Raw genomic sequence first — 20,606 nt, 5'->3', positions numbered from 1 at the left:
TTGCAGGTTTGAGTGGATGGCGTCTATCGCGGCTCGAGGGCGGCGAGAATCATCTGCCGGACGATCTGCTGGTAGGCAGGGATGGGACGCCCCATGTCGAGGCGTACCAGCTTCCAGACGTAGATGTCCGCAGCGACGACGAGAGCATCCAACGTGGCCTCGCGGCGTGCGGGCGTCAGCGTCTTCAGTCGTTCAGCAAAAGTCTCTTTCAGCCAGTCGCGGTGTCCCTGCCGTCCCACATCCAGCGTGGGCTTGAGGACCGGATGCATCTGCTCCTGATCCAGCAGCCGCAGGACCAGCGGACCCACATCTTCATAGTCCCGCGTCAGGGCATCAATGGCGCTGTTCAAATCGCCGGGGATCACCACGCGGCGCACGGCGACCGACTCGCCCATGTGTTTGTGCGCCACATCCAAAAGGCCCATCTTGCTGCCAAACTTGCGCACCACGGTCTGCACGGTCACCCCTGCATCGGCAGCAATGTCATCGAGCTTGATCTTGTCGAACCACTCCGTTTCAGCGCGCTTGAGGAAAGCCTCAATAATTCGACGGGTGCTGGCCTCCGCCGCCTCGGCACGGGCCGTCTGCTGGTAGTCACGGGGAGGTTTTGCGGCGGTTTTCTTTTTCATGTTAATGTGAGTAACATGAAATAAAACGGCGTCAAATATTTATTTTAGTGTGACTAACATGAAAATAGGAGCTCGTGTTCCGGCTCCTTTCAGGCTGTGGGAGATGCATCGCCATGGCCGCGCATTGTCGAAAAGGACGGGCCGGACGTTGCCGGGCACGTGATGAGCCAGGCTCAGGCTCAAATGAGGCTCAAACCAGGCTCATGAGCCTCTCAGGGGCTCAGGCTCACAGGCTCACTACCTATATATAGGTAGTGAGCCTGTGAGCCTGAGCCCAGACCCAACGGGTGATCCTGAAATGATCCTCTGAACCCACCGCAGCCACCGCCACCTGCCCCGGCGGGCAGCCTCCCACCTTGCCGAACCTCTCGCCAAAGCCCCTGTGAACCTGAACCTGACCCCCTGTGAACCTGAGATGAACCTGAGTCCTACTTCGAGGGTAGGGATTGACTCAGGGGCAGCGAAGCGAGGCAGCTCCGTGCTCCGGGGTTTAGGTTCACGGGTTCAAAAGGGATTCAAAACGGATTTTGAACCCATGAACACAGTCTCCAACGAGGAGACGCAACGCGGCGGTTTCTCAGCTTATTGAGCCTTGCGGGCCGTCTTCTTCCCAGCTTTGTCATCACTCAAAGTGAGTCGCTGCCGGGCGCGGACGACGGCTTGGTGGAGCTTTTGTTCGAGCTGCTTCTTCGGCAGCAGTTGGGTCCAGTAAGTCGCCACGTGGATTCCGCTGCTGGCGAGTTCGAGCAGCTCGACGTGCTCATCGTTCTTGCCCGCGCAGAGGATCATTCCCAGCGGTGCTTCTTCGCCGGGCTCGACGGCGTGGCATTTCAGCCAGCCGAGATACAGCTCCATCTGCCCTTTGTCCGCCGCCTCGAAGTCGCCGAGCTTCACCCCGTGAGATAATCAGCGAGCCGCGATTTGATGTACCGTTTACCCCAAGCGGTTTTCAAATATTTTTCGCGTCGCGTCGCATCAGCGCGACTTCGGCATGCCTCATAATAAACGAGTTCCAAAGGCACACGTCTGGCTGTTGAAGGAACAGCCCCAGAGTTGTGTTCTTTGAATCGCCGACGCAGGTCGCTCGTGTATCCGACGTAGAACTGACGGTCGGCCGTGCTGCGAAGAACATAGACGTAATGGAATGCGTTCATGATGCTTGTCTCTCAGGAGGTCCCCCCATGAGATTATGCGGCCATCGCTAGCAGGCAAAGCTCGCGTTGGGAGTATCTCACGGGGTGAAACTCAATCGCCACCAGCCGTTTGAGTTTCCGATGGTAGAACAAAAGATCGAGGTAGTAGTCCTTGGCATCAATCTGCATCCGCTTCTGCCGCTCCAGGAAGGCAAAGCCGATGCCGAGTTCGAGGATGAAGCTCTCCACCTCACGCAAGATCGCCGCCTCCACGTCCTTCTCGGCATAGGTGTCCTTCAGCCCGAGGAAGTCGAGGATGTAGGGATCGCGAAAGACGAGGTCGGGCGTGAGCTTGTCCTCGCTGCGCAGGGCGGCGAGTTCCTGCTTGATGAGCTTGTCGGGCTTCTTGGAGAGCGCGGTGCGCTCGTAGAGCATGCTCTTGATCTTCTGCTCCAGCGTGCGCGTGCTCCAGTTTTCCATGCGGCACATCTCGGCGTAGAAGTCGCGTTGAAGCGGGTCGTCGAGGTAGATGATGCGACGAAAATGGGTCCAACCCAATTTTGTCCGCAGTGCGGTCAAAATGTTCGGATCGGGGAAAGCCTCTGCAAACTTCACCATCCGCGCCAGGTTCCGCTCACCAAACCCACGGCCGAACTCCGCTTCTAATTTTGCACTCAGTGCGGACAAAATCTGCTCACCATAATCAGCCCGTTTCTCTTGGAGGATGTCCCGGCGAATGCGAGTGCCGATCTCCCAATAGAGGAGTGTCAGACCTGCGTTGACGGTCCGGGCAACGGCTTCGCGGGCCGTGAGGATGAGATCGCGCAGATCCGCAAGCAGCGGCGCGGCAGGGGCGGCGGGTTTGGGAGCGAGCGTGCGAGGCTTGGGCTTGGCGGGCATGGCTCCGTCAGAGTAGCGCGGTCAGGCGGCTTCGGGAAAGGTGAATTGTCTCCGCAGTGCGGAGAGAGTCCACGTGCCATTCTCCAGCGAAAACGTCGCCCCCCAATGGCCCAGCCCTTGTTCTTGCCCAGCTCCACCCGTTCAAAGTCATCGGAAAAGAGCAGCTCCTTCTTCTTCGCCGTCGGCCCCGCGGGCTTGCGAAGCTCGCCGCTCATCTGCTTCTCTTTGGCAACGGCAACGGAAGGCAGCTTCGGCGCATCCGCAGCGAAGTAGGAGGCGGTGAGAAGGCTGGTCAGGGTGAGGAAGCGGAGGTTCATGGGGGAGAGGGAACGCTGTTGCATGGGGCGTATGTAAGAGCACTTCGAAAAGTCGCAGTCTTTGTGATGAGACTCTTAATACTAGGTTTCAAGATTGCTTGCTCGCTAGTCGCCCCAATTTTCAGCCAAAGCCCGGAAGAGACATTACGGCGCTAAACGGGAAACTGTCCCCAGATGTTATAAATCAGTCCATAAGTTGCATGATTGCATTATTTTGAGATTAAAAAACAGCATTATTGCATGCTCAAACAACAAAACTCAGCATAATTGAGTTTACAGTCGAGTAAAACAGTGCAATAAATAACCTAACAACGACCCAATTAAATCATGAATGGCCAAGTCCCTACTCACCTTCTTCGTTTTGCGCGCGAAAAATCAAAAATAAGCCAAGCAAGCTTGGCGCTTGAACTTGGAATAAACGCGAGTGTTCTCTCGAGGCTCGAGGCCTCAGTACAAGCCGACGCAAAGATGGCGGAACGCTATCTAAGTGCGCTTAAATCAAAGCTTGCTGACGATATTATTCGTTTTTACTCCGATCACTGGAGGCATTTGGAACGACCAGATTTTCTCCATCCTGACCGGGCAATCATGTGGGATGCCGAGCGTGCACTACAGACGTTAGAGCATTTTGAAAAAAGTGAGCAGTTCGAGCCAATACTACAAGATCCTCTGACGAAATTGCGCAACCGAATTATCTCTGAAGTGGATTTCATTCGGCAGAAGGAGCATGGCATTTCGTTTGTTGGGGAAATCGGCGTCGGAAAAACAACAGCTCTTTCTTTTGTTACCAACCTGATTACCAAAAATAACGAGAAGACTAGAAGTATATTTCCTACTGGAAGCGGTCGAACCACCGTTTGCGAGGTCGCAATAAAAATTGCCCCCGCCTTTGGTATTGCGGTCGAGTCCTTAACGGAGGATCAGATCAGACGCCTTGTTTCTGATCTTGTTAACGGGCTGAAATTCGGAAAAAACGGACTTCCCAGCGAACTCGAACGTGTCATACGTAGCATGGCAGATCTGCGTCGTGTCAGCGTACCCAGCAAGAAACCATCTGAAAAGCCGACGACGGTCGACAACCTCAAAAAGTTGATCGATGAATTTGGAGATGTCGATGCTGTTATTGGTGAGGTTATGGCGAGGTTGAAACTCGAAAGCCGGACCGAGACGCAGTTGATCTTGTCGCGGGATACCGAAGGAAGCATGGAGTGGCTGTCTTCAAATATTAGCAAAATCAATTACGGTCAGCACCCGCGATTCTCTGTACCCCAGCGTATTACTGTACTTTTACCGTTGGAAGCCTTGAGGGAGACGCCCTTCTTAATCAGTGTTATCGACACAAAGGGCGTCGAGGGAACCACCCAAAGGCCAGATTTGATGGCGCAAATCGAGGATAGCCGAACTGTCACTGTGCTCTGCTGCAAATTCTCCGATGCTCCAGGAGGTGTGCCGCTCTCCATTATACGAGAAACGGTTGATTCTGGGTCGGATGCTATTGCGGCGGAGCGCCTTTGTCTCCTAGTCCTCCCACGCGAAGACGAGGCGCTTAAGATTGTAAACGATTCTGGAGAACCCCCTGCAAACGCTGCTGAAGGATACGCCGTCAGGGAAGCTCAGATTGAGCAGCAATTTGCGACCGATGGTCTGCCAAGTATACCGGTCAACTTCTTTCAGGTTGGCTCGGACGAGCCCGAAAACGTTTGGAACTGGCTAACCTCACGCATTGAGGCCATCCGAGCCGCTAAAGTAGAACGTATCACTCGCCATGTGGCTGCGGCAGACAACTTGGTCACCAATGCGGATGCGGTAAAGACTCGTGAGGCCCGCCGGACCATAGCGGATACGATAGGCAAGGTTGCTGAAAGGTTTCGTAAACTATCGAACGTAGTTCGGCCGGCACATATGACACTTGTTACAGAAGCAAAGAAGACGCACCAGAATTCAATAGCGGCTTCAGTTAATCGTCAGGGTAATTGGGAAAACTTTCCGGTGGCGCACATTCTCGGACAGGGCGTCCGCATTGATTTGAATCTGCGGACTCGAGACACATTTGTGCGTATCGATGAAGCGATTGAGGGGCTGAAAGATAATTTTTCGCACTTAGGTGATGTGGCGCAGTTCCTCGAAAATTTGAAAGATGATATCGAGGAATGGAGAAAAGATTTTTTAACCCGGGTTGCTCTTGCGGGCCGCACTATGTTTAGCCCTTATCTCGATCAGGCGACAGACATGTGGACCGAATGTGAGCAGCGATACGGTGGTGGGGCAGGCTATAGGGTTGACGTTTCAGCAATTTTTCAGGGGCATTTCGAAAATAACGAGGCAGCTATTTCTACTTCAGGAAAGGTGGAGTTGCAGGTTGCTTCGATATGGGAACAGATAGTTGTGAATCCATTGAGAAGGACCTCGGCATATAAAGACGACGAGTGATTTTAACTCGTTGTCTGCAACGAAATCACATTCTGATCACGTCAAGGGGAACCCATAAACGCTCAGGCAGAAGTCTGGCTCCAAAAGCCTCCTCTTAAACTATACACCTTTGTTGGCGAACTTTCGATGCATATTTAAAAGATGTTCTTTTTCGCTTTCTCTCGGATGTCATTACAGAGGGCGAGAACGTCGTTAACATGCTTTTTTGCGTCTTCTGGTGACATTACTACCTTAATTGTACCTTTATGAGCGTATTCGCCTCGATTTTCCGCAAGTTTTCCAAGGGCGTTCTGCCAGTTGGGATTATCGCTGAGAGTGATCGAGGCAGGTGTAAGCAGCTCGCGCAGATAGAGTTTTGAAACTCCATGATTGTTATGAATCGCTCGAGCGAAAGCATCTTTCGATTCTTCTAAAATCGGCTTCAAATAATCAAAGCAGGTTGTTTCGCTATGCGTATTATCATCGTCTATTTTAAGCTTCTGTCCGCTCCAAGCTAACAGCAGAAGAAGCACATTGTTAATCTGGCGTTTAGTTAACCAAGCATCGTAAGCCTGATTCACTACGTGCGAAACTACGCGCTCTACAAAATCCTCAAATGCGCCGTGCGCCAAAACGCAGTAAGCGCGCACGTCCAGTTCGTATGTGTCGGGTGTGGCTGATGGATCGGGGGGGAGGTGAATTGTGACAAATTTTGTCTCCAACTTGGCGAGGTAATCGACCAAGCCAGTATAAAGAAGATCGATTTTGGCGGCCATTAGCGCTCCAGAGGATTGTTTGATTACTCTTTGATCGGTATGGACTTGATTGTTGTTCCGAACGACGAGTTAACCAAGTCACGCATCCTTTTGAACCGTAATTCATACCGGTCATTGGTTTTGGTTGTAGACTCGACAGATGAGCGGAAGTCGGCATTTTCAAACAGGCTTTTCAGCCCTTTAACGAACTTTGATTTGCCACCAGCCAAACTGCTTTTTGGTACAAGTCTCAGGTAATATGCCTCAACTTCAAACAGCACACGATTGAATCGGGACTCCCATGAGCCATCAACGAACTTGCGTCCAACGTACTGCTTGCCCAAAAGGGTTTCAAGATTGTTTATAGCGTGGCTTAGTTCGGCATAAACTTCATCTACTTTGACCTTCATGGTGGACCAGTTATCGGTTACTTGCATCATTACATCGTCAAGGAACTTTTTCAGGTTTCCTCGGTAAAGATTGCCGAATAGGACTATGCCAATAAATCGAAGTACAATCTCGACATCTTTTAATCGCGTGTCTGGGCCTGCCAAACCGAGGACCGAATGAATGGGCTGAACTGTGTTTGTTATAGTAATGAGATGATCTGCAAACTGTCCTTTGTGCAAGACTTGCCGCAACTCCTGGGTACTCAATGGTACAGAGCCGGTGTTTAAACGGTAAAAGATGTCATAGAGCGCATCATCAGACTTAAAGTTCGAGATTACTGCGCATCTTACATCTGCGTTCATGAACTCACGCTCTTCATCTTTGTATTTTGCATCATCTTTTATTTGATCGCCAGTTACACCATTCAGATCCGAGCGAAGTTTTAGGCCCTTCAATTCAGATTTTTTCCAATATCCAATCGTAGGGTCAAGAAAGCCAGCGATCGTAAGAAGACGTTGTTTGCCATCGATCACGATGAACGATTTCTTCTTTCTGGGGTCTTCGGCCAGGACTATTTCAGGAACGGGAAGCCCCACGATTAATGATTCGATAAGTTTACTCCGGCGTGAATCGTCCCACGCATTTCGTCTTTGAAACTTCGGATTCAGGTCGATGTTGCCTTGCTCAATCTGGCTGACGATGGTCGCAATTGTCCAATCTCTGGAGTACACGACAAGTCCGGAGGTTGCATCAGATTCAATATCCTCGAGAACTTCTTCGTTTGCTTCCAAATCGTCCTCAAAAGAATCGAAAAACTCCAGCTGAGAAGGCGGTTTCTTTTGATGGGCGGCCTTTGAGGGGTGTTTTTTCATGTGGGTGATTATAGATATTAAGCCTTCGCGTAAACCTCAGCGCCACTCTCCACGAACTCCTTGCTCTTCTCCGCCATGCCCTTGGCGAGGGCTTCCTCCTCGGAGATCGCCTGCTCCGCCGCGTACTTGCGGACGTCTTCGGTGATCTTCATGCTGCAGAAGTGCGGGCCGCACATGCTGCAGAAGTGGGCGGATTTGGCGCCGTCCTGGGGGAGGGTTTCGTCGTGGAAGGAGCGGGCGGTGACGGGGTCGAGGGAGAGATTGAACTGATCTTCCCAGCGGAACTCGAAGCGGGCTTTGCTGAGGGCGTTGTCGCGATACTGGGCACCGGGGTGGCCTTTGGCGAGGTCGGCGGCGTGGGCGGCGAGTTTATAGGTGATGACGCCGACTTTGACGTCTTCCTTGTTGGGCAGGCCGAGGTGTTCCTTAGGCGTGACGTAGCAGAGCATGGCGCAGCCGTACCAGCCGATCATGGCGGCGCCGATGCCGCTGGTGATGTGGTCGTAGCCGGGGGCGATGTCGGTGGTGAGGGGCCCGAGGGTGTAGAAGGGGGCCTCGTGGCACCACTCGAGCTGCTTGGCCATGTTTTCCTCGATCATGTGCATGGGCACGTGGCCGGGGCCTTCGTTCATGACCTGCACGCCCTTGGCCCAGGCGCGGGTGGTCAGCTCGCCCTGCACTTCGAGTTCGCCAAACTGCGCCTTGTCATTCGCATCGGCAATGGAGCCAGGGCGGAGGCCGTCGCCGATGGAGAAGCTCACATCGTAGGCGGCCATGATGTCGCAGATGTCGTCCCAGTGGGTGTAGAGGAAGTTTTCCTTGTGGTGAGCCAGGCACCACTTGGCCATGATGCTGCCGCCACGGGAGACGATGCCGGTCATGCGGGAGGCCGTCATGGGCACAAAGCGCAGGAGCACGCCGGCGTGGATGGTGAAGTAATCGACGCCCTGCTCCGCCTGCTCGATGAGCGTGTCGCGGAAGAGCTCCCAGGTGAGGTCCTCGGCCTTGCCGTTCACTTTTTCCAGGGCCTGATAGATCGGCACGGTGCCGATGGGCACGGGGCTGTTGCGCAGGATCCACTCGCGCGTGGCGTGGATGTTCTTGCCGGTGGAAAGGTCCATGACGGTGTCGCCGCCCCACTTGGTGGCCCAGCGCATTTTTTCCACCTCTTCCTCGATGCTGGAGGCCACGGCGCTGTTGCCGATGTTGGCATTGATCTTCACCAGGAAATTGCGGCCGATGATCATCGGCTCCAGCTCAGGGTGGTTGATGTTGGCGGGAATGATGGCGCGTCCGGCGGCGACTTCGCTGCGCACAAACTCGGGCGTGATCTCATTCGGGATGCGCTGCGGGAAGCGCTTGAAAATGCCTGGGGTGTACTCGCTCTGCACCTGGGAGGAGCCCACGTGCTGCTTGTCGAGGTCGTTGCGGACGATGTCGCTGGTGAAGTCGGCGATTTTGGCGCGCTTCATGTTTTCGCGGATGGCGATGAACTCCATCTCCGGGGTGATGATGCCGGCACGCGCGTAGGCGAGCTGCGTCACCACTTTGCCCGCCTTGGCCTTCAAGGGCTGGCGCTGGGCATTGATGGGGGCCTTCAGGGGACTGAGGATGCCTTCGCGCTTGGCGGCGGCGTATTCGGCGTGGTTGGCGGTGAGGTAGCCGTTGTCGCGCGGCTCGATGGCGCGGCCGTCGTAGGCTTCCACGTCATTGCGGGCGAGGATCCACTGCTTGCGCAGGCCCGGCAGGCCTTCTTCCACGGTGCCTTTGTAGGCGGGGTCGCCCCAGGGGCCCGAGGTGTCATAGACGCGCACGGGTTCATTCTGGATGATGCGGCCGTTGAAATCCTTGGTGGGGGAGAGGGTGATCTCGCGCATGGGCACCTGCACATCCGGGTGGATCTGGCCCTGCACATAGACGCGGGTGGAGGCGGGGAGTTGCTCGGAGGAATGGGGCTCGAAGGATTCTTGGGCGGCGATCATGGAGGAAAGTTCTTGGTTCTTTGTTCTTGGTTGGGGCGGCTGAATAGCCGGAACTGAGATGAACCTCCGAGCGAACTCCCTTCGGCGGCATGACCCGCATCAGGTTCGGAGGGTTCGGATCGAGGAAGATCCATCTCAGTCCCTGCGGTGGGACGCCCCTGTCGTGACGCGGTTATGGTGCGGCTGGGAGGGCGAAGGTCAAGGGGAAGTGGGCGGGGAGTTGATGGGGGGATGGGGAGGGGGGATGGCCGCAATCCGTTCTTCGCTCTTTGAGCTACGAAGGACAGGAGAGGGGCAAAAAGACGCAAAAAGGAGGGGGACTTGGGGACGGAAAGGTGGAGAGGCGGGAGTATTGGAAAAGGGGGAGAGCGGTGGGGTGGCAGGGGGCGCTGGGACGAAAGAATCTACGGACGCGCACAACGCGTCCCTACCATCTGGCGCGGCGCTTCGGGGTGGTAGGGAACCGCTGTGCGGGTCCGTGATTTCGGGTCGTTGGCTTCCTCAGGCGCTCAAAAAGGTGCGTCGTCCTTGGGGCGTTGAGAATGCGGCAGGGGGTAAGCAGAGGTCCCGGAAAACCTTAGAAACTCGTTGTTTACTATGGTAATTATTGTAAACTTAGATGTTTTATCAGTCGATGTTGCGTTTTCCACCCCATTTTTCCGGCCTTTTCGCGAGTGCCGCCCTGCTGCTGACCGCAGCTCCGGCGGTGCGGGCGGACATCGTCTCGGACTGGAATGCGCTGGCGCTGACTTCGATGACGGGCAATGCGGACCCGCTGGTGGCGCATGATCTGGCCATTCTGGCGGCGTCCATGTACAATGCGGATCAGAGCATTGCAGGCACCTACAACACCTACGGCTACGGCTCTTACCCCGCCCCCGCCATTGGCAGCGCACCCGCAGGTGCGGATTCCCAGGCGGCGATGATCGCGGCGGCCAACACCGTGATGCAGTATCTCTATTCGGGATCGAGCACGGAGGCCAACTCCCTTTACAACAGCCAGCTCAGCGGCATCGCCAACAGCCAGGCCAAGACCGACGGCATCGCGTGGGGCGTCACCATCGCCAACAACTTTCTGAGCGCGCGTTCGGCCGATGGCTCGGCGGATGCCTCCACCACCCCGTACACACCCGTGGGCACCATCGGCTACTGGCAGCAGACCTCCTCCGCCGGCGCTTTGCTGCCGGGCTGGGGCAGTGTGGGCACCTTTGCCATCCCGGGCGTGGGCGGTTACATGACCACGCTGCCGGGCGGCTCGGTCACCTCGTATTTGCAGTCCAGCCAGTATGCGGCGGATTACGCCCAGGTGAAGGATCTGGGGTCAAACTTCAGCTCCACGCGCACCTCGGATCAGACGAATCAGGCCTACTTCTGGGCGGCCGGAGACGGCACGGTGAAGATGTCGGGCATGTGGAATCAGATCGCCCAAACCGCCGCCGCCACGGCTGGCCTGAGCACCGCCGATACAGCACGCCTGCTGGCCACCCTGAATGTGGCCATCGCCGATGCGAGCACCGCCGCCATGACCACAAGCTACGACACGCAGTTCTGGCGTCCGGAAACGGCCATCGCCAACGGCGACATCGATGGCAACGCCAGCACCGTGGTGGATTCGTTTTGGGCTCCCCTGATCAATTCCCCATCATTGCCGGAATACGTCTCGCTGGGAGCCACGATCAGTGAAGCCGCCGCCGTCGTGCTGGCCTCCTACCTCGGCGACAATGTCGCCTTCAGTCTGGGCAGCGACATCAATGGAGACGGGAACATCGACCTGACGCGCAACTTCACCAGCTTCAGCCAGGCGGCGAACGAAGCGGCGATGGCGGGCGTCTATGGCGGCACGCAGTTTCAGACGTCCGTGGCCGACGGGCAGATCCTCGGATACAACGTGGCGAACTACATCCTGGCCAACAACTTCACCGTCGTGCCCGAGCCCGCCGGAGCTGTGCTGCTGGTGTGCGGCGGCTTGTTTCTGCTGGGTGCGCGCAGACGCCGCTAGATCCAGCGCCGCTGGTGCGTTGATTTGCGATGAACCGCATCGCATGTTCCGTTTTTTCCGCCCTCCTGCTGTTTCCCGCGCTGCTGCCAGCGCTCGATGAAGCGAAGCTGGCCGCCATCCATCCCGCCATGGAGGCCGCCGTCAAAGCCAATCAGGCCGCAGGCATCGTCACGCTGGTGATGGAAAAGGGGAAGGTCGTCCACTTCGATGCCGCCGGCATGGCCGACATCGGCAAAGGCCGCGCGATGGAAAAAGACGCGCTGTTCTGGATCGCCTCCATGACTAAATCCATCAACGCCACCGCCGTGATGGTGCTGGTGGATGAAGGCAAGCTCTCGCTCGATGAGCCCGCGTCCAAGTGGCTGCCGGAACTCGCCAAAGTGAAGCTGGCCGACGGCAGCGCACCGGAGAAACCCATCACGCTGCGCATGCTGCTCAGCCACACTGCGGGCATCGCCTTTCCACGCCGTGCGCCATCGGATGGAGCCATCTCTTTGAAGGCCTACGTGGCCTCATTGCTCAAGACCCCGCTCGCGTTTCAACCGGGCAGCGCCTACGAGTACGGCTTCGGACCCACCGTGGCCGGGCGCATCATTGAGCTCGCTTCGGGCATGAAGTACGATGCGTTTTTGCAGGCGAAGATTTTCGCGCCGCTGGGCATGAAGGACACGATGTTCAACCCGGATGACGCCCACCGCGCACGCATCGCCCGTACCTACAAGATGGATGACGAAAGTCATGAGCTTGTGCCCGGTTACAATCCCTTCGTCACCAGCGACGCCAGCGTCACGCACATGACGGAGCCAGCCGGCGGCCTCTTCTCCACTGCGGCGGACATGGGGCGCTTTTACGCGATGATCGCCAACGGCGGCGAGCTCGACGGCGTGCGCATCATCAGTGAGAAATCCGTGAAGGACATGACCACCCCGGTGACTGCGGGCGGCAAGCAGCTCAACTACGCCTGCGGCTGGCAGGTGAACACGGCAACGCAGCGCGTGAACTCGCAGATGCCCGTGGGCAGCTTTGGCCACGGCGGCGCCTTTGCCACGAATGGCTGCATCGATCCGCAGAGCAAGATCGTCACCGTGTATCTGGTGCAGAACGTGCTGGTGCCAGACAGCGGCAAGCCTAAGGATGAATTTCAAAAGCTGGTGATGAAGGCTGCCGGTATCCAAGTAGCGGCACCACCGACAACAAAGAAAAATAAACCTTAAACTCTTTGCGGTATTAGGCGAGGTTCTTGCTTGCTCAAACGGTTGAGGATCAAGTAATCTCGAAAATATCGAATGAGAAAATCAACCGTCACCCGCCGCGCCTTTGTTTCGACCGGCTTTGCCGCCGTGACCGGGGCCTTTTTAGCCGCTGAGGAGCAGGTGATCGCCCCGCTGGGCGTACCCATGCATCAGGAACCGCTGGCGTTTGATTTTGACGCCCTGGAGCCGCACCTCGATGCGGCGACCTTGAAGCTGCACTACAGCAGGCATCACGGTGACATTCTCGAAAAGCTCACGGAGACACTGCAGCCGCTCAATCTGAAGGTGGGCAATGTCTCAGCCCTGATGCCCAACATCCCCCGTCTGGTGCTGCCGATCAACCCACGCAAAACGGTGGTGCGGATGGGCGGCCCACCTGCAACTCTGTCACCTGAAGGCCAGCGTGCTCTCCGGCAGTATGGCGGGGCGCACATCAATCATACCGCCTTCTGGCGTTTTCTGGCACCGGCAGGCTCAGGGCCGGCAGGACCGGAGGGCAGGGTGGCGGAAGCCATTGTCAGCGAATTTGGCGGCATCCATGAATTCAAGACCGCCTTCACCGAGGCCGCCATGAAGCACTTCGGCTCCGGCTGGGCTTTCCTGGTGTACCGCCCGGATGGCAGGCTGGTCATCACCACCATGAAGAATGAGGACAATCCGCTCATGACCGACTTTGTGAAGCCGGAGGAGCAGGGCAGGTTCATTCTGTGCCTGGATCTCTGGGAGCACTCCTACTATTTGAAGTATCGGAACGACCGCAGAAAATACATCGAGGCGTGGTGGAATGTGGTGAACTGGAGTTCTGTGTTGCGTTCCTACACCGTGGCCGCATCCAGGGCGCGGGTGTGACAGGCGGAGGCTGACCGCTCCTCAGCGCGGGGGATAAAGGTCGGGCATCAGCAGCGGGCGCAGCACCATGGGGGTGAGCTCGCGCGGCAGCGGCACCCAGGGGTGGCCTTTGTCATTCTTTCGCAGGCCCCACCAAAGGCGGCCGCCATGGCGCCAGGGATCGATCACGAGGCCGTCTTCAAAACGCTGGCCCTTCGCGGTGACGATGATGCCGTGGTGCTCCTGCCAGGTGTCGCGCTTGGAGGATGTGAGGTGCAGCTCCAGCGTCTTGAGATTGAGGCGGAAGAGGAAAGGGAACAAATCATCCCGCCACTGGTAGCACAGGCCGCGTTTGCGCAGGCCGGTGTTGACGAGGCCGTTGTTCATCCACGGGTGGGCGAAGGGTTTGAAGTCCGCGGAGAGTTTGGCGGATTCCTCGATCGCCGTGGTGGCCAGCCGGTCGGCCTCGCGTGCGCTCACCGTCGGGGACAGCTGCTGGAGATCGTGGCTGAGCTGCCGGGCTCTTTCCTGGCGTGTAGCGGGTGTGCCAGGGCTGACGCAGCAGGTCAGGGCGAGTGCGAGCAGCAATAAGCAGAGGCGCGAAACGGGGAACATGCGGTGAGGGAAAATCAGGACAGCGGGCCGTGGGCGGCTTCATGCAGCGCACGGGCCTGCTGCTGCCATTGCTCACGGGTGGCGCGGTTTTTAAAGGCCAGGAGTTCGCTGAAGGCGCGCTGCTCGTCCTCATTCCACTGCGCGATCTGCCGCCAGGTGCGGATGCCGTGGGCGCGAAGCTGCTCGCTGATGACCTTTTTGATGCCCTTGATCTGCGTGAGATCGTCATCCGGCACGGTTAAGAGGGCTGATTCCCCCTCCTCCACACGGCGAAGCACCTGCGTTTGAATTCGCAGCCTTTCGATCTCTGCCGTCGCGGTGGCCAGACGCTTCTCGCTGTCGGCCAAACTGCGGCGGGCGAGCCCCAGTCCGGCGGGATCGGCCGGTGTCTGCCCTTCGAGTTGGGAGATACGGCGCAGCCAGTCATCGCGCTCCTGCGTCAGTGTGGCGAGGCCCGTCTGATGCGTGCTGAGCTGGCTTTCGAGAGCGGTGATTTTTTCATGCAGCGTGGAGGTGGTGGCCTTGGGCTTCGCCGGAGTGGCGCGTTTGCGCTTGGGCTTGGCGGGGGCTTCTGCCGTCTCGACTACAGCGGGAGCGGGAGCGGGAGCAGAAGCAGAAGCAGAAGCAGGAGCAGGAGCAGGAGCAGGAGCAGGAGCTTCAGCCGTTTCGACAGCGACCGGAGCAGGACGGCGCAGGTTTTCGAGTTCCGTTTGTGCGGAGGTGTGCGCTGCACGCAGGTGCTCGAGATCCGCCAGAAGCCGGGTCATTTCCGTTTCGAGCGACTGTGCGGCTTCGTTGGCCTTGGCGGCCTGATCCTGGCGCAGGCGTGCTTCGCTTTGGGCGGATTTCAAATCGCTGCGCAGAGACTGGATCTCGGCTGCAACTGCCGGGTCTTGCGGTGCTGGGGCTGCGCTGGCGGCCAGGGCGGTGGCGCGGTCGGTTTCAGCCTGGCGCAGGGCTGCTTGCGCTGTTTCAATCTGCGCGGCCAGTTCATCGATGCGCTTCTGCATGTCACTGCCACGCCACTGCCAGCCGAACCACGCAAACAGAGCGGCGGTAAGGCCGAGCAGCGGTGCGAGGTAGAGCAGCAGCCAGAGGAGGGAGGACATCAGTGGGGGGCAGGGAGCGTCAGGTGCATGCGAAGCTGCTCGATCGACTCGGCAGCGAGATCTTCAACAACAGCCGCGGGAATACCTGCGGGAATGCGGCCGGAATGCGCCAGACCGCCCGCCTCGACGAGTTCGCGCGTCACGGGAATGAGCGTCCAGGTGCTGCCCGGCTTGGCGAGGGCAAACATCCCGGCGCTGCCGGCGGCGGGTGGTGGCGGCAGGCTTTTGAGCGTGTGCAAAATGCTGCCGGAGGGCTCGCAGTCGCCGCTCACATGCACCCCGTCACTGAAGACGATGTACTGCGCACCGTAGGCCATGCGTACGGCGGCGATGAGCTGGGCGCGCACCGCCTCTTCGGCGACCTGCCCTGAGACGAAGGCCTTCGTGCCGAACAGGGTGAGGGCGATGAATGCCGGGTCTCGGGGCTGGGCGGGAGCCGGCGAATGGGAGTCGTCTCCTTGCAGCCAGTCGCTGAGTGATGCGCTGTCATTTTGCAGCAGCCGGGCATCAAGCCCGCTCGGCAGATCGTTCTTCCATGACTGCTCGCGAGGGGCGATCTGCCAGTCCACGGGTTTCCAGGCCTCGCCGCTGAAGCTGAGAAAACAGGATTTGCCACCCGCCTTGCCATCCTGCGGCAGCAGGGCGGTGGTGATGGGGCCAAAATCACCGCTGGGGCGGCGCTCCTCACTGACGCGGATTTCATCATGAAGCCGGCGCGGGGCGAAGGTGGACAGGGCGTCTTCGAGAATCTCCTCCTTCATGGCGGCACTGCCGACTTCGCCACGTAGGATGATCTGCTGATCACGCACCGCGATGAAGAGGTAACCCGGCGGCAATCTGGCCAGGCGCTCGCTTTGCGCCTGGGCGAGGTGCTGCTGCTGCTGGGTGGCGCGCAGCTCTTTCAATGCAGGGCGCACCTGCTGCTGCCATTCGTCCTCGCTGACACCCAGCGCGAGCGCTTCAGTGAGCAGTTCGGCGTCAGATTTGCCCAGGTTCAGCTCCTTCCATGACTGGCCGATGCGGGCCAGATAAGCCTGCGCACTGGACTGCGGGGCCGGTACGGTGCGCAGGGTGGTGGAGACGCTGGCGGCTTCATCGTGGTTCTCAGCATCGGTGCCCGGCATGCCTTCGCTCACGCCGCCCCGGAGGCTCCAGGCCTCCTGCACGCTGCGTGCGAGGTCGCGTGCTTCAAAGGCGTTGGCGGTGGTGCCCAGCAGTCGCGCGTGCGCTCCGTCGGCAGCCAGCAAAATCCAGCCGGGAGGGCTGGGAATGACCTCGACCTCGCTCTGCAGACCACCGACCGGATTGAGGGAACGCCCGAGGCCGAAGGAAAGCGGTGCGGGCAGGCGCACCTGATCGCGCACGGTGGTTTCGATCAGGCTGCGGTCCTCCGGGGTGCGCACGCTGCCGGTGAGGCGGGCCTTTTGGCCGTCGAACTCCAGGTGCAGTCTGCCAAGGCGCTTGCTCAGGGCGGGCTGCTGCGAGAGCGCCTCCTGCGCGGCCGTTTCCAGACCCCGCTGCAGGTGCGGCAGGCACACCAGCGCACCGACCAACCAGAGCGCGAAGAGGGTGGCAGCAGAGATGATCCAGCGCGCGCGAGTCATGGCGGGGGAGGTCACGCTTTTTCGGTGAGCATGCGCACCTCGTTGAAGCTGTAACGACGTGCCTCGCCACGCTGATTGGTCTGCAGCAGGGTTTGCGTGCCGGTATCCAGCGAAGTGAGCCAGCCCTCCCCATAGGCCCAGGTGTCGAGGCAGATGCGGCCCGACAGAATGAGGGGCAGTCCGCTCTTCTGGGCGGTGTGGCCGCAGACCAGCGTCTTGCCCGAGAAATGCGGGTGGGAATCATCAAAGCGCCGCCAGAACAGCCAGTCGTCGCTTTGATCCTCCATGGGCAGCATGGCGTTCACATTCGCATGGGCAAAGATATGCGTGTCATTCGTGTGCCAGCGGCGCAGGCGCTGGCTCAGAAAGTCCCAGTGCTCCTGCTGGATGGCGTTCCAGTCCGGGAGGTCCATGACTCCGTAGGACTGCATGGTCTGCCTGCCGCCGACACCATACCAGGAGCCGGGATCAATCAGCTGGCTGCGCGCATCGAGCATGAGGATCTCATGATTGCCGAGCAGCGGAACGAGCTGAACACTTTTTTCCAGCTCCAGCAGACGGTCCAGCACGCCGCGGGTGTCCGGACCGCGGTCCACGTAATCGCCCAGGGTGACGATGGTGTCTTCGCTCTGGGGGGACAACTCCTGCAGCATGAGGTCAAACGCGGTCGAGCAGCCGTGGATGTCGCCAATGACCAGAGTACGTCCGCTGCTGCGTTCACGTGAAGGGAGTTTGACCCTCGTCGTGTGAATGTCTGGGGTGTCGTCGCTGACCAAAATGGGCATCAGTTAATCTTGCGCGATGAGCGCCGGACGCAACCACCGATCATCGTGTTGGCACAATCCCTTTCGCCATGCAAAGTGTGGGAATGCCACCCGCCTCGCAGTCCAGCACCAAGAATCCCGGCCAGTCGTATGTTGAGGGCGTTAAGCCCATCTTTGCGGCCCGTGGGCTGCGCAAAGTGTACCACACCGGAGATCTCAATGTGGTGGCGCTCCAGGGGGTCGATCTTGATTTCCACCCCGGTGAGCTGGTGGTGCTGCTGGGCGCGTCTGGCAGCGGCAAGTCCACCCTGCTGAACATTCTCGGCGGGCTGGACATCCCCACCACCGGCACCCTGCGCTACAAAGGCTGGGACCTCTCCGGCGGCGGCGAGCGCACGCTGACACAGTTCCGCCGCAACTGCGTGGGCTTCGTGTTTCAATTTTACAACCTCATCCCCAGCCTCACCGCCCGCGAAAACGTGGCCCTCATCACCGACATCGCCCCGGACCCGATGAAGCCGGAGGATGCGCTGGACCGGGTGGGCCTGAGCCATCGCCTGGATCATTTCCCATCCCAGCTCAGTGGCGGCGAGCAGCAGCGCGTGGCCATTGCCCGTGCCATTGCCAAGAAACCCGAGGTGCTGCTGTGTGACGAACCCACCGGCGCCCTCGACGTGACCACCGGCATCACCGTGCTGGAGGCCATCGAGCGCATCAATCGGGAGCTCGGCACACTGACCGTCGTCATCACCCACAACGCCGCCATGGCCGCCATGGCCGACCGCGTGCTGCACCTCTCCGACGGGCACATCGTCAAGGAAAGCCGCAACGCCACACGGGTGGACGTGTCCACCCTGCAGTGGTGATCAGGTGAAAAGAATGTGCGTCCCCGCGCCGGCGGACTCCTCGTAGAACTGACCCACGGTCAGCACGCCGTCCACGCGGTCCATCAGGTCTTCCTTCTTCAGCTTGAACATGTCCATCGCCAGTTTGCAGGCGAAGATCTTGCCGCCGGAGTCGGAGATGAGTTCCAGAAATTCCCGTACCGGCGGGATGTCGAGCTTCTCCATCTCCTTGTTCATCAGGTGTGTGGCAAAGGCGGACACGCCGGGGATGGCACCCATCACCGTGGGAAACGGCAGGGTCATCGGCAGGCCGAGCATGGGCATGGCCATGTTCAGCGCGGCATTGCCCACGGTGGAGACCTTCAGGTGATCCAGCGTTTTATTGGCCAGCGCGTTCAGACCGAAGAAGGTGAAAAACAGCGAAGCCTCAATGCCTTCCATGCGGGCGCCGTTGGCCATGATCAGCGCGGGGTAGATGCCATCCAACGAGCCTTTGCTCACGATGATGGACATTTTTTTCACGGGTTGTTTGTCGTCTGGGGTGCTCATGGTCGGAAAAGGTGGGGAATTAAATGCAGCCAACGGGTTTGGGAATGCCGGCAATCTTGGCGGACTTTTTCAGCGGGCCGCCGGGGAAGAGATCGTAGAGTTCCTTCGTCGTCACCACGCCGCTTTTGCCCATGCTGCGGATGGTCAGGGCCGCGCCTTTGGCCTGCTGCTCGCGCAGGTAGCGCACCACCTTCATGTGGGCATCCGTCAGCGCGCCAATTCCTTCCTCCGTGGCGATGGCTGCAGCGATGGCTTCGTTCCACTGGGAGGCGTCGGTGAGGTAGCCTTCCTCGTTCACGTCGATTTCAGTTCCTGCGATGGTCTTTTTCATGATGGTTGGTGTGGTTGATCATTACGCTTCGGCTGGCTTCTTTTTCTGCCGGCTGATGCCCGGCAGCGGCCAGCCGCGAAGCAGGACATTCCAGTAGATGTGGCGGAAGGCCAGCTTGCCCCAGTGGTTCACGCGGCTTTCTTCCAGCAGTCGCATGGGGCCGAAGGCGAAGGGAAACGGCCCTTCGTGCGGCTCGTACTCGTAGTTGAAGTCGATCAGCAGCGCCTTGCCGTTGCCGGATTCGATGAAGCAGTTGGAGTGTCCGTCGAACTCCTCCTTGAGCGGTTTGCCCGCGATGTGCAGCAGAATGTTGTCCGCCAGAGTCTCGCTTTCAAAATGGGCCACGGAGCCCGCCTTGGACGCGGGCAGGTTCGTCGCATCGCCGATGATAAAGACGTCCTTGTACTCGACGGACTGCAACGTGTGCTTTTGCGTGGCGATGAAGTCCAGGTCATCCCCCAGGGCGGAGCGGCGCACGGCCTCATCCCCCATGTTCGTCGGTGTGGTGACGAGCAGGTCATAGGGCACCTCGCGGCCGTCAAAGCACACCAGCTTGTTGTTTTCCTGATCCACCTTCTCCGCCACGAAATCGGTCACGAGTTCGATGCCTTTGTCTCCGAGCAGATGCCCCAGTTTTTTCGATGCTTTCGGTTTGGTGAACGCCCCGGACAGCGGGGTGACGTAGGTCAGCGTGACTTTGTCACGCATGCCCTTCTCGCGGAAGAACGTGTCGGCCAGGAAGGTGAACTCCAGCGGTGCCACGGGGCACTTGATCGGCATCTCATTGATGTGCACCACCACACGCCCGCCGGTGAAGGTTTTGAGCTTCTCGCGCAGAGCGCGTGAGCCATCCAGCGTGTAGAAATCGTGCACGTTCACCCGCCACTTGGGTCCGAGCATGCCTGCCGTCTCCTCCGGTGCCGTGCGACAGCCGGTGGCGACGATCAGCAGATCGTATTTCAGCGTGCGCCCGTCCTTGATCGTGACGGCATGGTCTTCGGGAATGATTTGATCCACCTCCGCCTGCATGAACTCGACCCCTTCCGGGATGAAGTCGCGGGTCTTGCGGATGATCTCGCTCTCCTCATACTTGCCGAAGGGCAGAAAGAGCAGTCCCGGCTGGTAGAGATGCCTGTCCGAGCGGTCCACCACCGTCATGCTCCATTCAGAGGCAGGCAGCCGCCTGCGCAGGTTGTTGGCCATGATCGTGCCCGCAGTGCCGCCGCCGAGAATGAGAAGATGCTTGCTCATGGAGAATTGGAAGGTTGAGTTGCAGTACGTCTATATGCGTGTATGCGTATATACAATAATTAATCCCAACT

18 protein-coding genes, 1 pseudogene and 1 riboswitch are annotated in these 20,606 nt (G+C 58.6%); of the genes and pseudogenes, 5 read left to right on the top strand and 14 right to left on the bottom strand.

Annotated features, from left to right (window positions below):
- Positions 1 to 23: 23 nt before the first annotated feature.
- From AC3RLQ_RS14030 to AC3RLQ_RS14015, 4 genes and pseudogenes are all read right to left on the bottom strand, one after another.
- Complete coding sequence (locus tag AC3RLQ_RS14030) at positions 24 to 629, bottom strand: TetR/AcrR family transcriptional regulator (RefSeq protein WP_493038055.1); 606 nt, start codon at positions 627 to 629, stop codon at positions 24 to 26.
- Positions 630 to 1,211: 582 nt separating this feature from the next.
- A complete protein-coding gene (locus tag AC3RLQ_RS14025) occupies positions 1,212 to 1,523 on the bottom strand; it encodes a PDDEXK nuclease domain-containing protein (protein WP_493038053.1) in 312 nt (103 codons plus the stop codon).
- Positions 1,520 to 1,783, bottom strand: a complete 264-nt coding sequence (locus AC3RLQ_RS14020; protein ID WP_493038051.1) for a GIY-YIG nuclease family protein — start codon at positions 1,781 to 1,783, stop codon at positions 1,520 to 1,522. Before AC3RLQ_RS14020 ends, AC3RLQ_RS14025 begins: the two co-directional genes overlap by 4 nt.
- 51 nt (positions 1,784 to 1,834) lie before the next feature.
- A pseudogene (locus AC3RLQ_RS14015) lies at positions 1,835 to 2,662 on the bottom strand (PDDEXK nuclease domain-containing protein); the annotation flags it as partial.
- 644 nt (positions 2,663 to 3,306) lie between these two features.
- Between AC3RLQ_RS14015 and AC3RLQ_RS14010 the strand changes: the two are divergent.
- Positions 3,307 to 5,409 carry a helix-turn-helix domain-containing protein gene (locus AC3RLQ_RS14010; protein WP_493038049.1) on the top strand — a complete coding sequence of 701 codons (2,103 nt, stop codon included), beginning with the start codon at positions 3,307 to 3,309 and terminating at the stop codon, positions 5,407 to 5,409.
- 134 nt (positions 5,410 to 5,543) lie between these two features.
- Here the strand turns inward: AC3RLQ_RS14010 and AC3RLQ_RS14005 are convergent, their stop codons facing one another.
- Genes AC3RLQ_RS14005 through thiC form a run of 3 tightly spaced genes read right to left on the bottom strand, consistent with a single transcriptional unit; the run spans position 5,544 to position 9,387 of the window.
- On the bottom strand, positions 5,544 to 6,164 hold the full coding sequence (locus AC3RLQ_RS14005; RefSeq protein ID WP_493038047.1) for a HEPN domain-containing protein: 621 nt from the start codon (positions 6,162 to 6,164) through the stop codon (positions 5,544 to 5,546).
- 23 nt (positions 6,165 to 6,187) lie between these two features.
- Positions 6,188 to 7,405, bottom strand: coding sequence for a GmrSD restriction endonuclease domain-containing protein (locus AC3RLQ_RS14000; RefSeq protein WP_493038045.1), 1,218 nt, complete (start codon positions 7,403 to 7,405; stop codon positions 6,188 to 6,190).
- A gap of 17 nt (positions 7,406 to 7,422) precedes the next feature.
- The gene (gene thiC, locus AC3RLQ_RS13995; RefSeq protein WP_493038043.1) at positions 7,423 to 9,387 is read right to left on the bottom strand and encodes a phosphomethylpyrimidine synthase ThiC; all 1,965 of its coding nucleotides are present in this window, start codon (positions 9,385 to 9,387) and stop codon (positions 7,423 to 7,425) included.
- A 58-nt stretch (positions 9,388 to 9,445) separates the two neighbouring features.
- A riboswitch (TPP riboswitch) is annotated at positions 9,446 to 9,557 on the bottom strand.
- A gap of 464 nt (positions 9,558 to 10,021) precedes the next feature.
- On the opposite strand from thiC, the gene AC3RLQ_RS13990 reads away from it, so the two are divergent.
- The 3 genes from AC3RLQ_RS13990 to AC3RLQ_RS13980 all read left to right on the top strand — a co-directional run bounded on the left by AC3RLQ_RS13990 (position 10,022) and on the right by AC3RLQ_RS13980 (position 13,488).
- The gene (locus AC3RLQ_RS13990; RefSeq protein WP_493038041.1) at positions 10,022 to 11,386 is read left to right on the top strand and encodes a vanadium-dependent haloperoxidase; all 1,365 of its coding nucleotides are present in this window, start codon (positions 10,022 to 10,024) and stop codon (positions 11,384 to 11,386) included.
- Positions 11,387 to 11,415: 29 nt separating this feature from the next.
- Positions 11,416 to 12,600, top strand: a complete 1,185-nt coding sequence (locus tag AC3RLQ_RS13985) for a serine hydrolase domain-containing protein (RefSeq protein ID WP_493038039.1) — start codon at positions 11,416 to 11,418, stop codon at positions 12,598 to 12,600.
- 72 nt (positions 12,601 to 12,672) lie between these two features.
- Positions 12,673 to 13,488 (top strand): superoxide dismutase, encoded by an 816-nt coding sequence (locus tag AC3RLQ_RS13980; protein WP_493038037.1) that lies wholly within the window; start codon positions 12,673 to 12,675, stop codon positions 13,486 to 13,488.
- A 21-nt stretch (positions 13,489 to 13,509) separates the two neighbouring features.
- Here AC3RLQ_RS13980 and AC3RLQ_RS13975 read toward each other — a convergent pair whose 3' ends face one another.
- Genes AC3RLQ_RS13975 through AC3RLQ_RS13960 form a run of 4 tightly spaced genes read right to left on the bottom strand, consistent with a single transcriptional unit; the run spans position 13,510 to position 17,580 of the window.
- On the bottom strand, positions 13,510 to 14,082 hold the full coding sequence (locus AC3RLQ_RS13975; protein ID WP_493038035.1) for a hypothetical protein: 573 nt from the start codon (positions 14,080 to 14,082) through the stop codon (positions 13,510 to 13,512).
- A gap of 14 nt (positions 14,083 to 14,096) precedes the next feature.
- Positions 14,097 to 15,191, bottom strand: coding sequence for a helix-hairpin-helix domain-containing protein (locus tag AC3RLQ_RS13970; RefSeq protein ID WP_493038033.1), 1,095 nt, complete (start codon positions 15,189 to 15,191; stop codon positions 14,097 to 14,099).
- Positions 15,191 to 16,795: a hypothetical protein gene (locus tag AC3RLQ_RS13965; protein ID WP_493038031.1), complete on the bottom strand. Its 1,605-nt coding sequence runs from the start codon at positions 16,793 to 16,795 to the stop codon at positions 15,191 to 15,193. The genes AC3RLQ_RS13970 and AC3RLQ_RS13965 overlap by 1 nt, the downstream gene beginning before the upstream one ends.
- Positions 16,796 to 16,806: 11 nt before the next feature.
- Positions 16,807 to 17,580 (bottom strand): metallophosphoesterase family protein, encoded by a 774-nt coding sequence (locus tag AC3RLQ_RS13960; RefSeq protein WP_493038029.1) that lies wholly within the window; start codon positions 17,578 to 17,580, stop codon positions 16,807 to 16,809.
- Positions 17,581 to 17,663: 83 nt separating this feature from the next.
- On the opposite strand from AC3RLQ_RS13960, the gene AC3RLQ_RS13955 reads away from it, so the two are divergent.
- Positions 17,664 to 18,425 carry an ABC transporter ATP-binding protein gene (locus AC3RLQ_RS13955; RefSeq protein WP_493038027.1) on the top strand — a complete coding sequence of 254 codons (762 nt, stop codon included), beginning with the start codon at positions 17,664 to 17,666 and terminating at the stop codon, positions 18,423 to 18,425.
- Here AC3RLQ_RS13955 and AC3RLQ_RS13950 read toward each other — a convergent pair whose 3' ends face one another.
- The 3 genes from AC3RLQ_RS13950 to sqr are packed head-to-tail and all read right to left on the bottom strand — an operon-like array spanning position 18,426 to position 20,535.
- The gene (locus tag AC3RLQ_RS13950; protein ID WP_493038025.1) at positions 18,426 to 18,953 is read right to left on the bottom strand and encodes a DsrE/DsrF/DrsH-like family protein; all 528 of its coding nucleotides are present in this window, start codon (positions 18,951 to 18,953) and stop codon (positions 18,426 to 18,428) included.
- Positions 18,954 to 18,972: 19 nt separating this feature from the next.
- The gene (locus AC3RLQ_RS13945) at positions 18,973 to 19,284 is read right to left on the bottom strand and encodes a TusE/DsrC/DsvC family sulfur relay protein (RefSeq protein ID WP_493038023.1); all 312 of its coding nucleotides are present in this window, start codon (positions 19,282 to 19,284) and stop codon (positions 18,973 to 18,975) included.
- Between the two features lie 21 nt (positions 19,285 to 19,305).
- On the bottom strand, positions 19,306 to 20,535 hold the full coding sequence (gene sqr / locus AC3RLQ_RS13940; protein ID WP_493038022.1) for a type III sulfide quinone reductase, selenoprotein subtype: 1,230 nt from the start codon (positions 20,533 to 20,535) through the stop codon (positions 19,306 to 19,308).
- Positions 20,536 to 20,606: the final 71 nt, after the last annotated feature.

It is taken from the genome of Prosthecobacter sp. GW821-HT29F12, from assembly GCF_058803405.1.
Note: the sequence above shows the minus strand (reverse complement) of the source record. Positions and strands in the feature narration are given on the sequence as shown.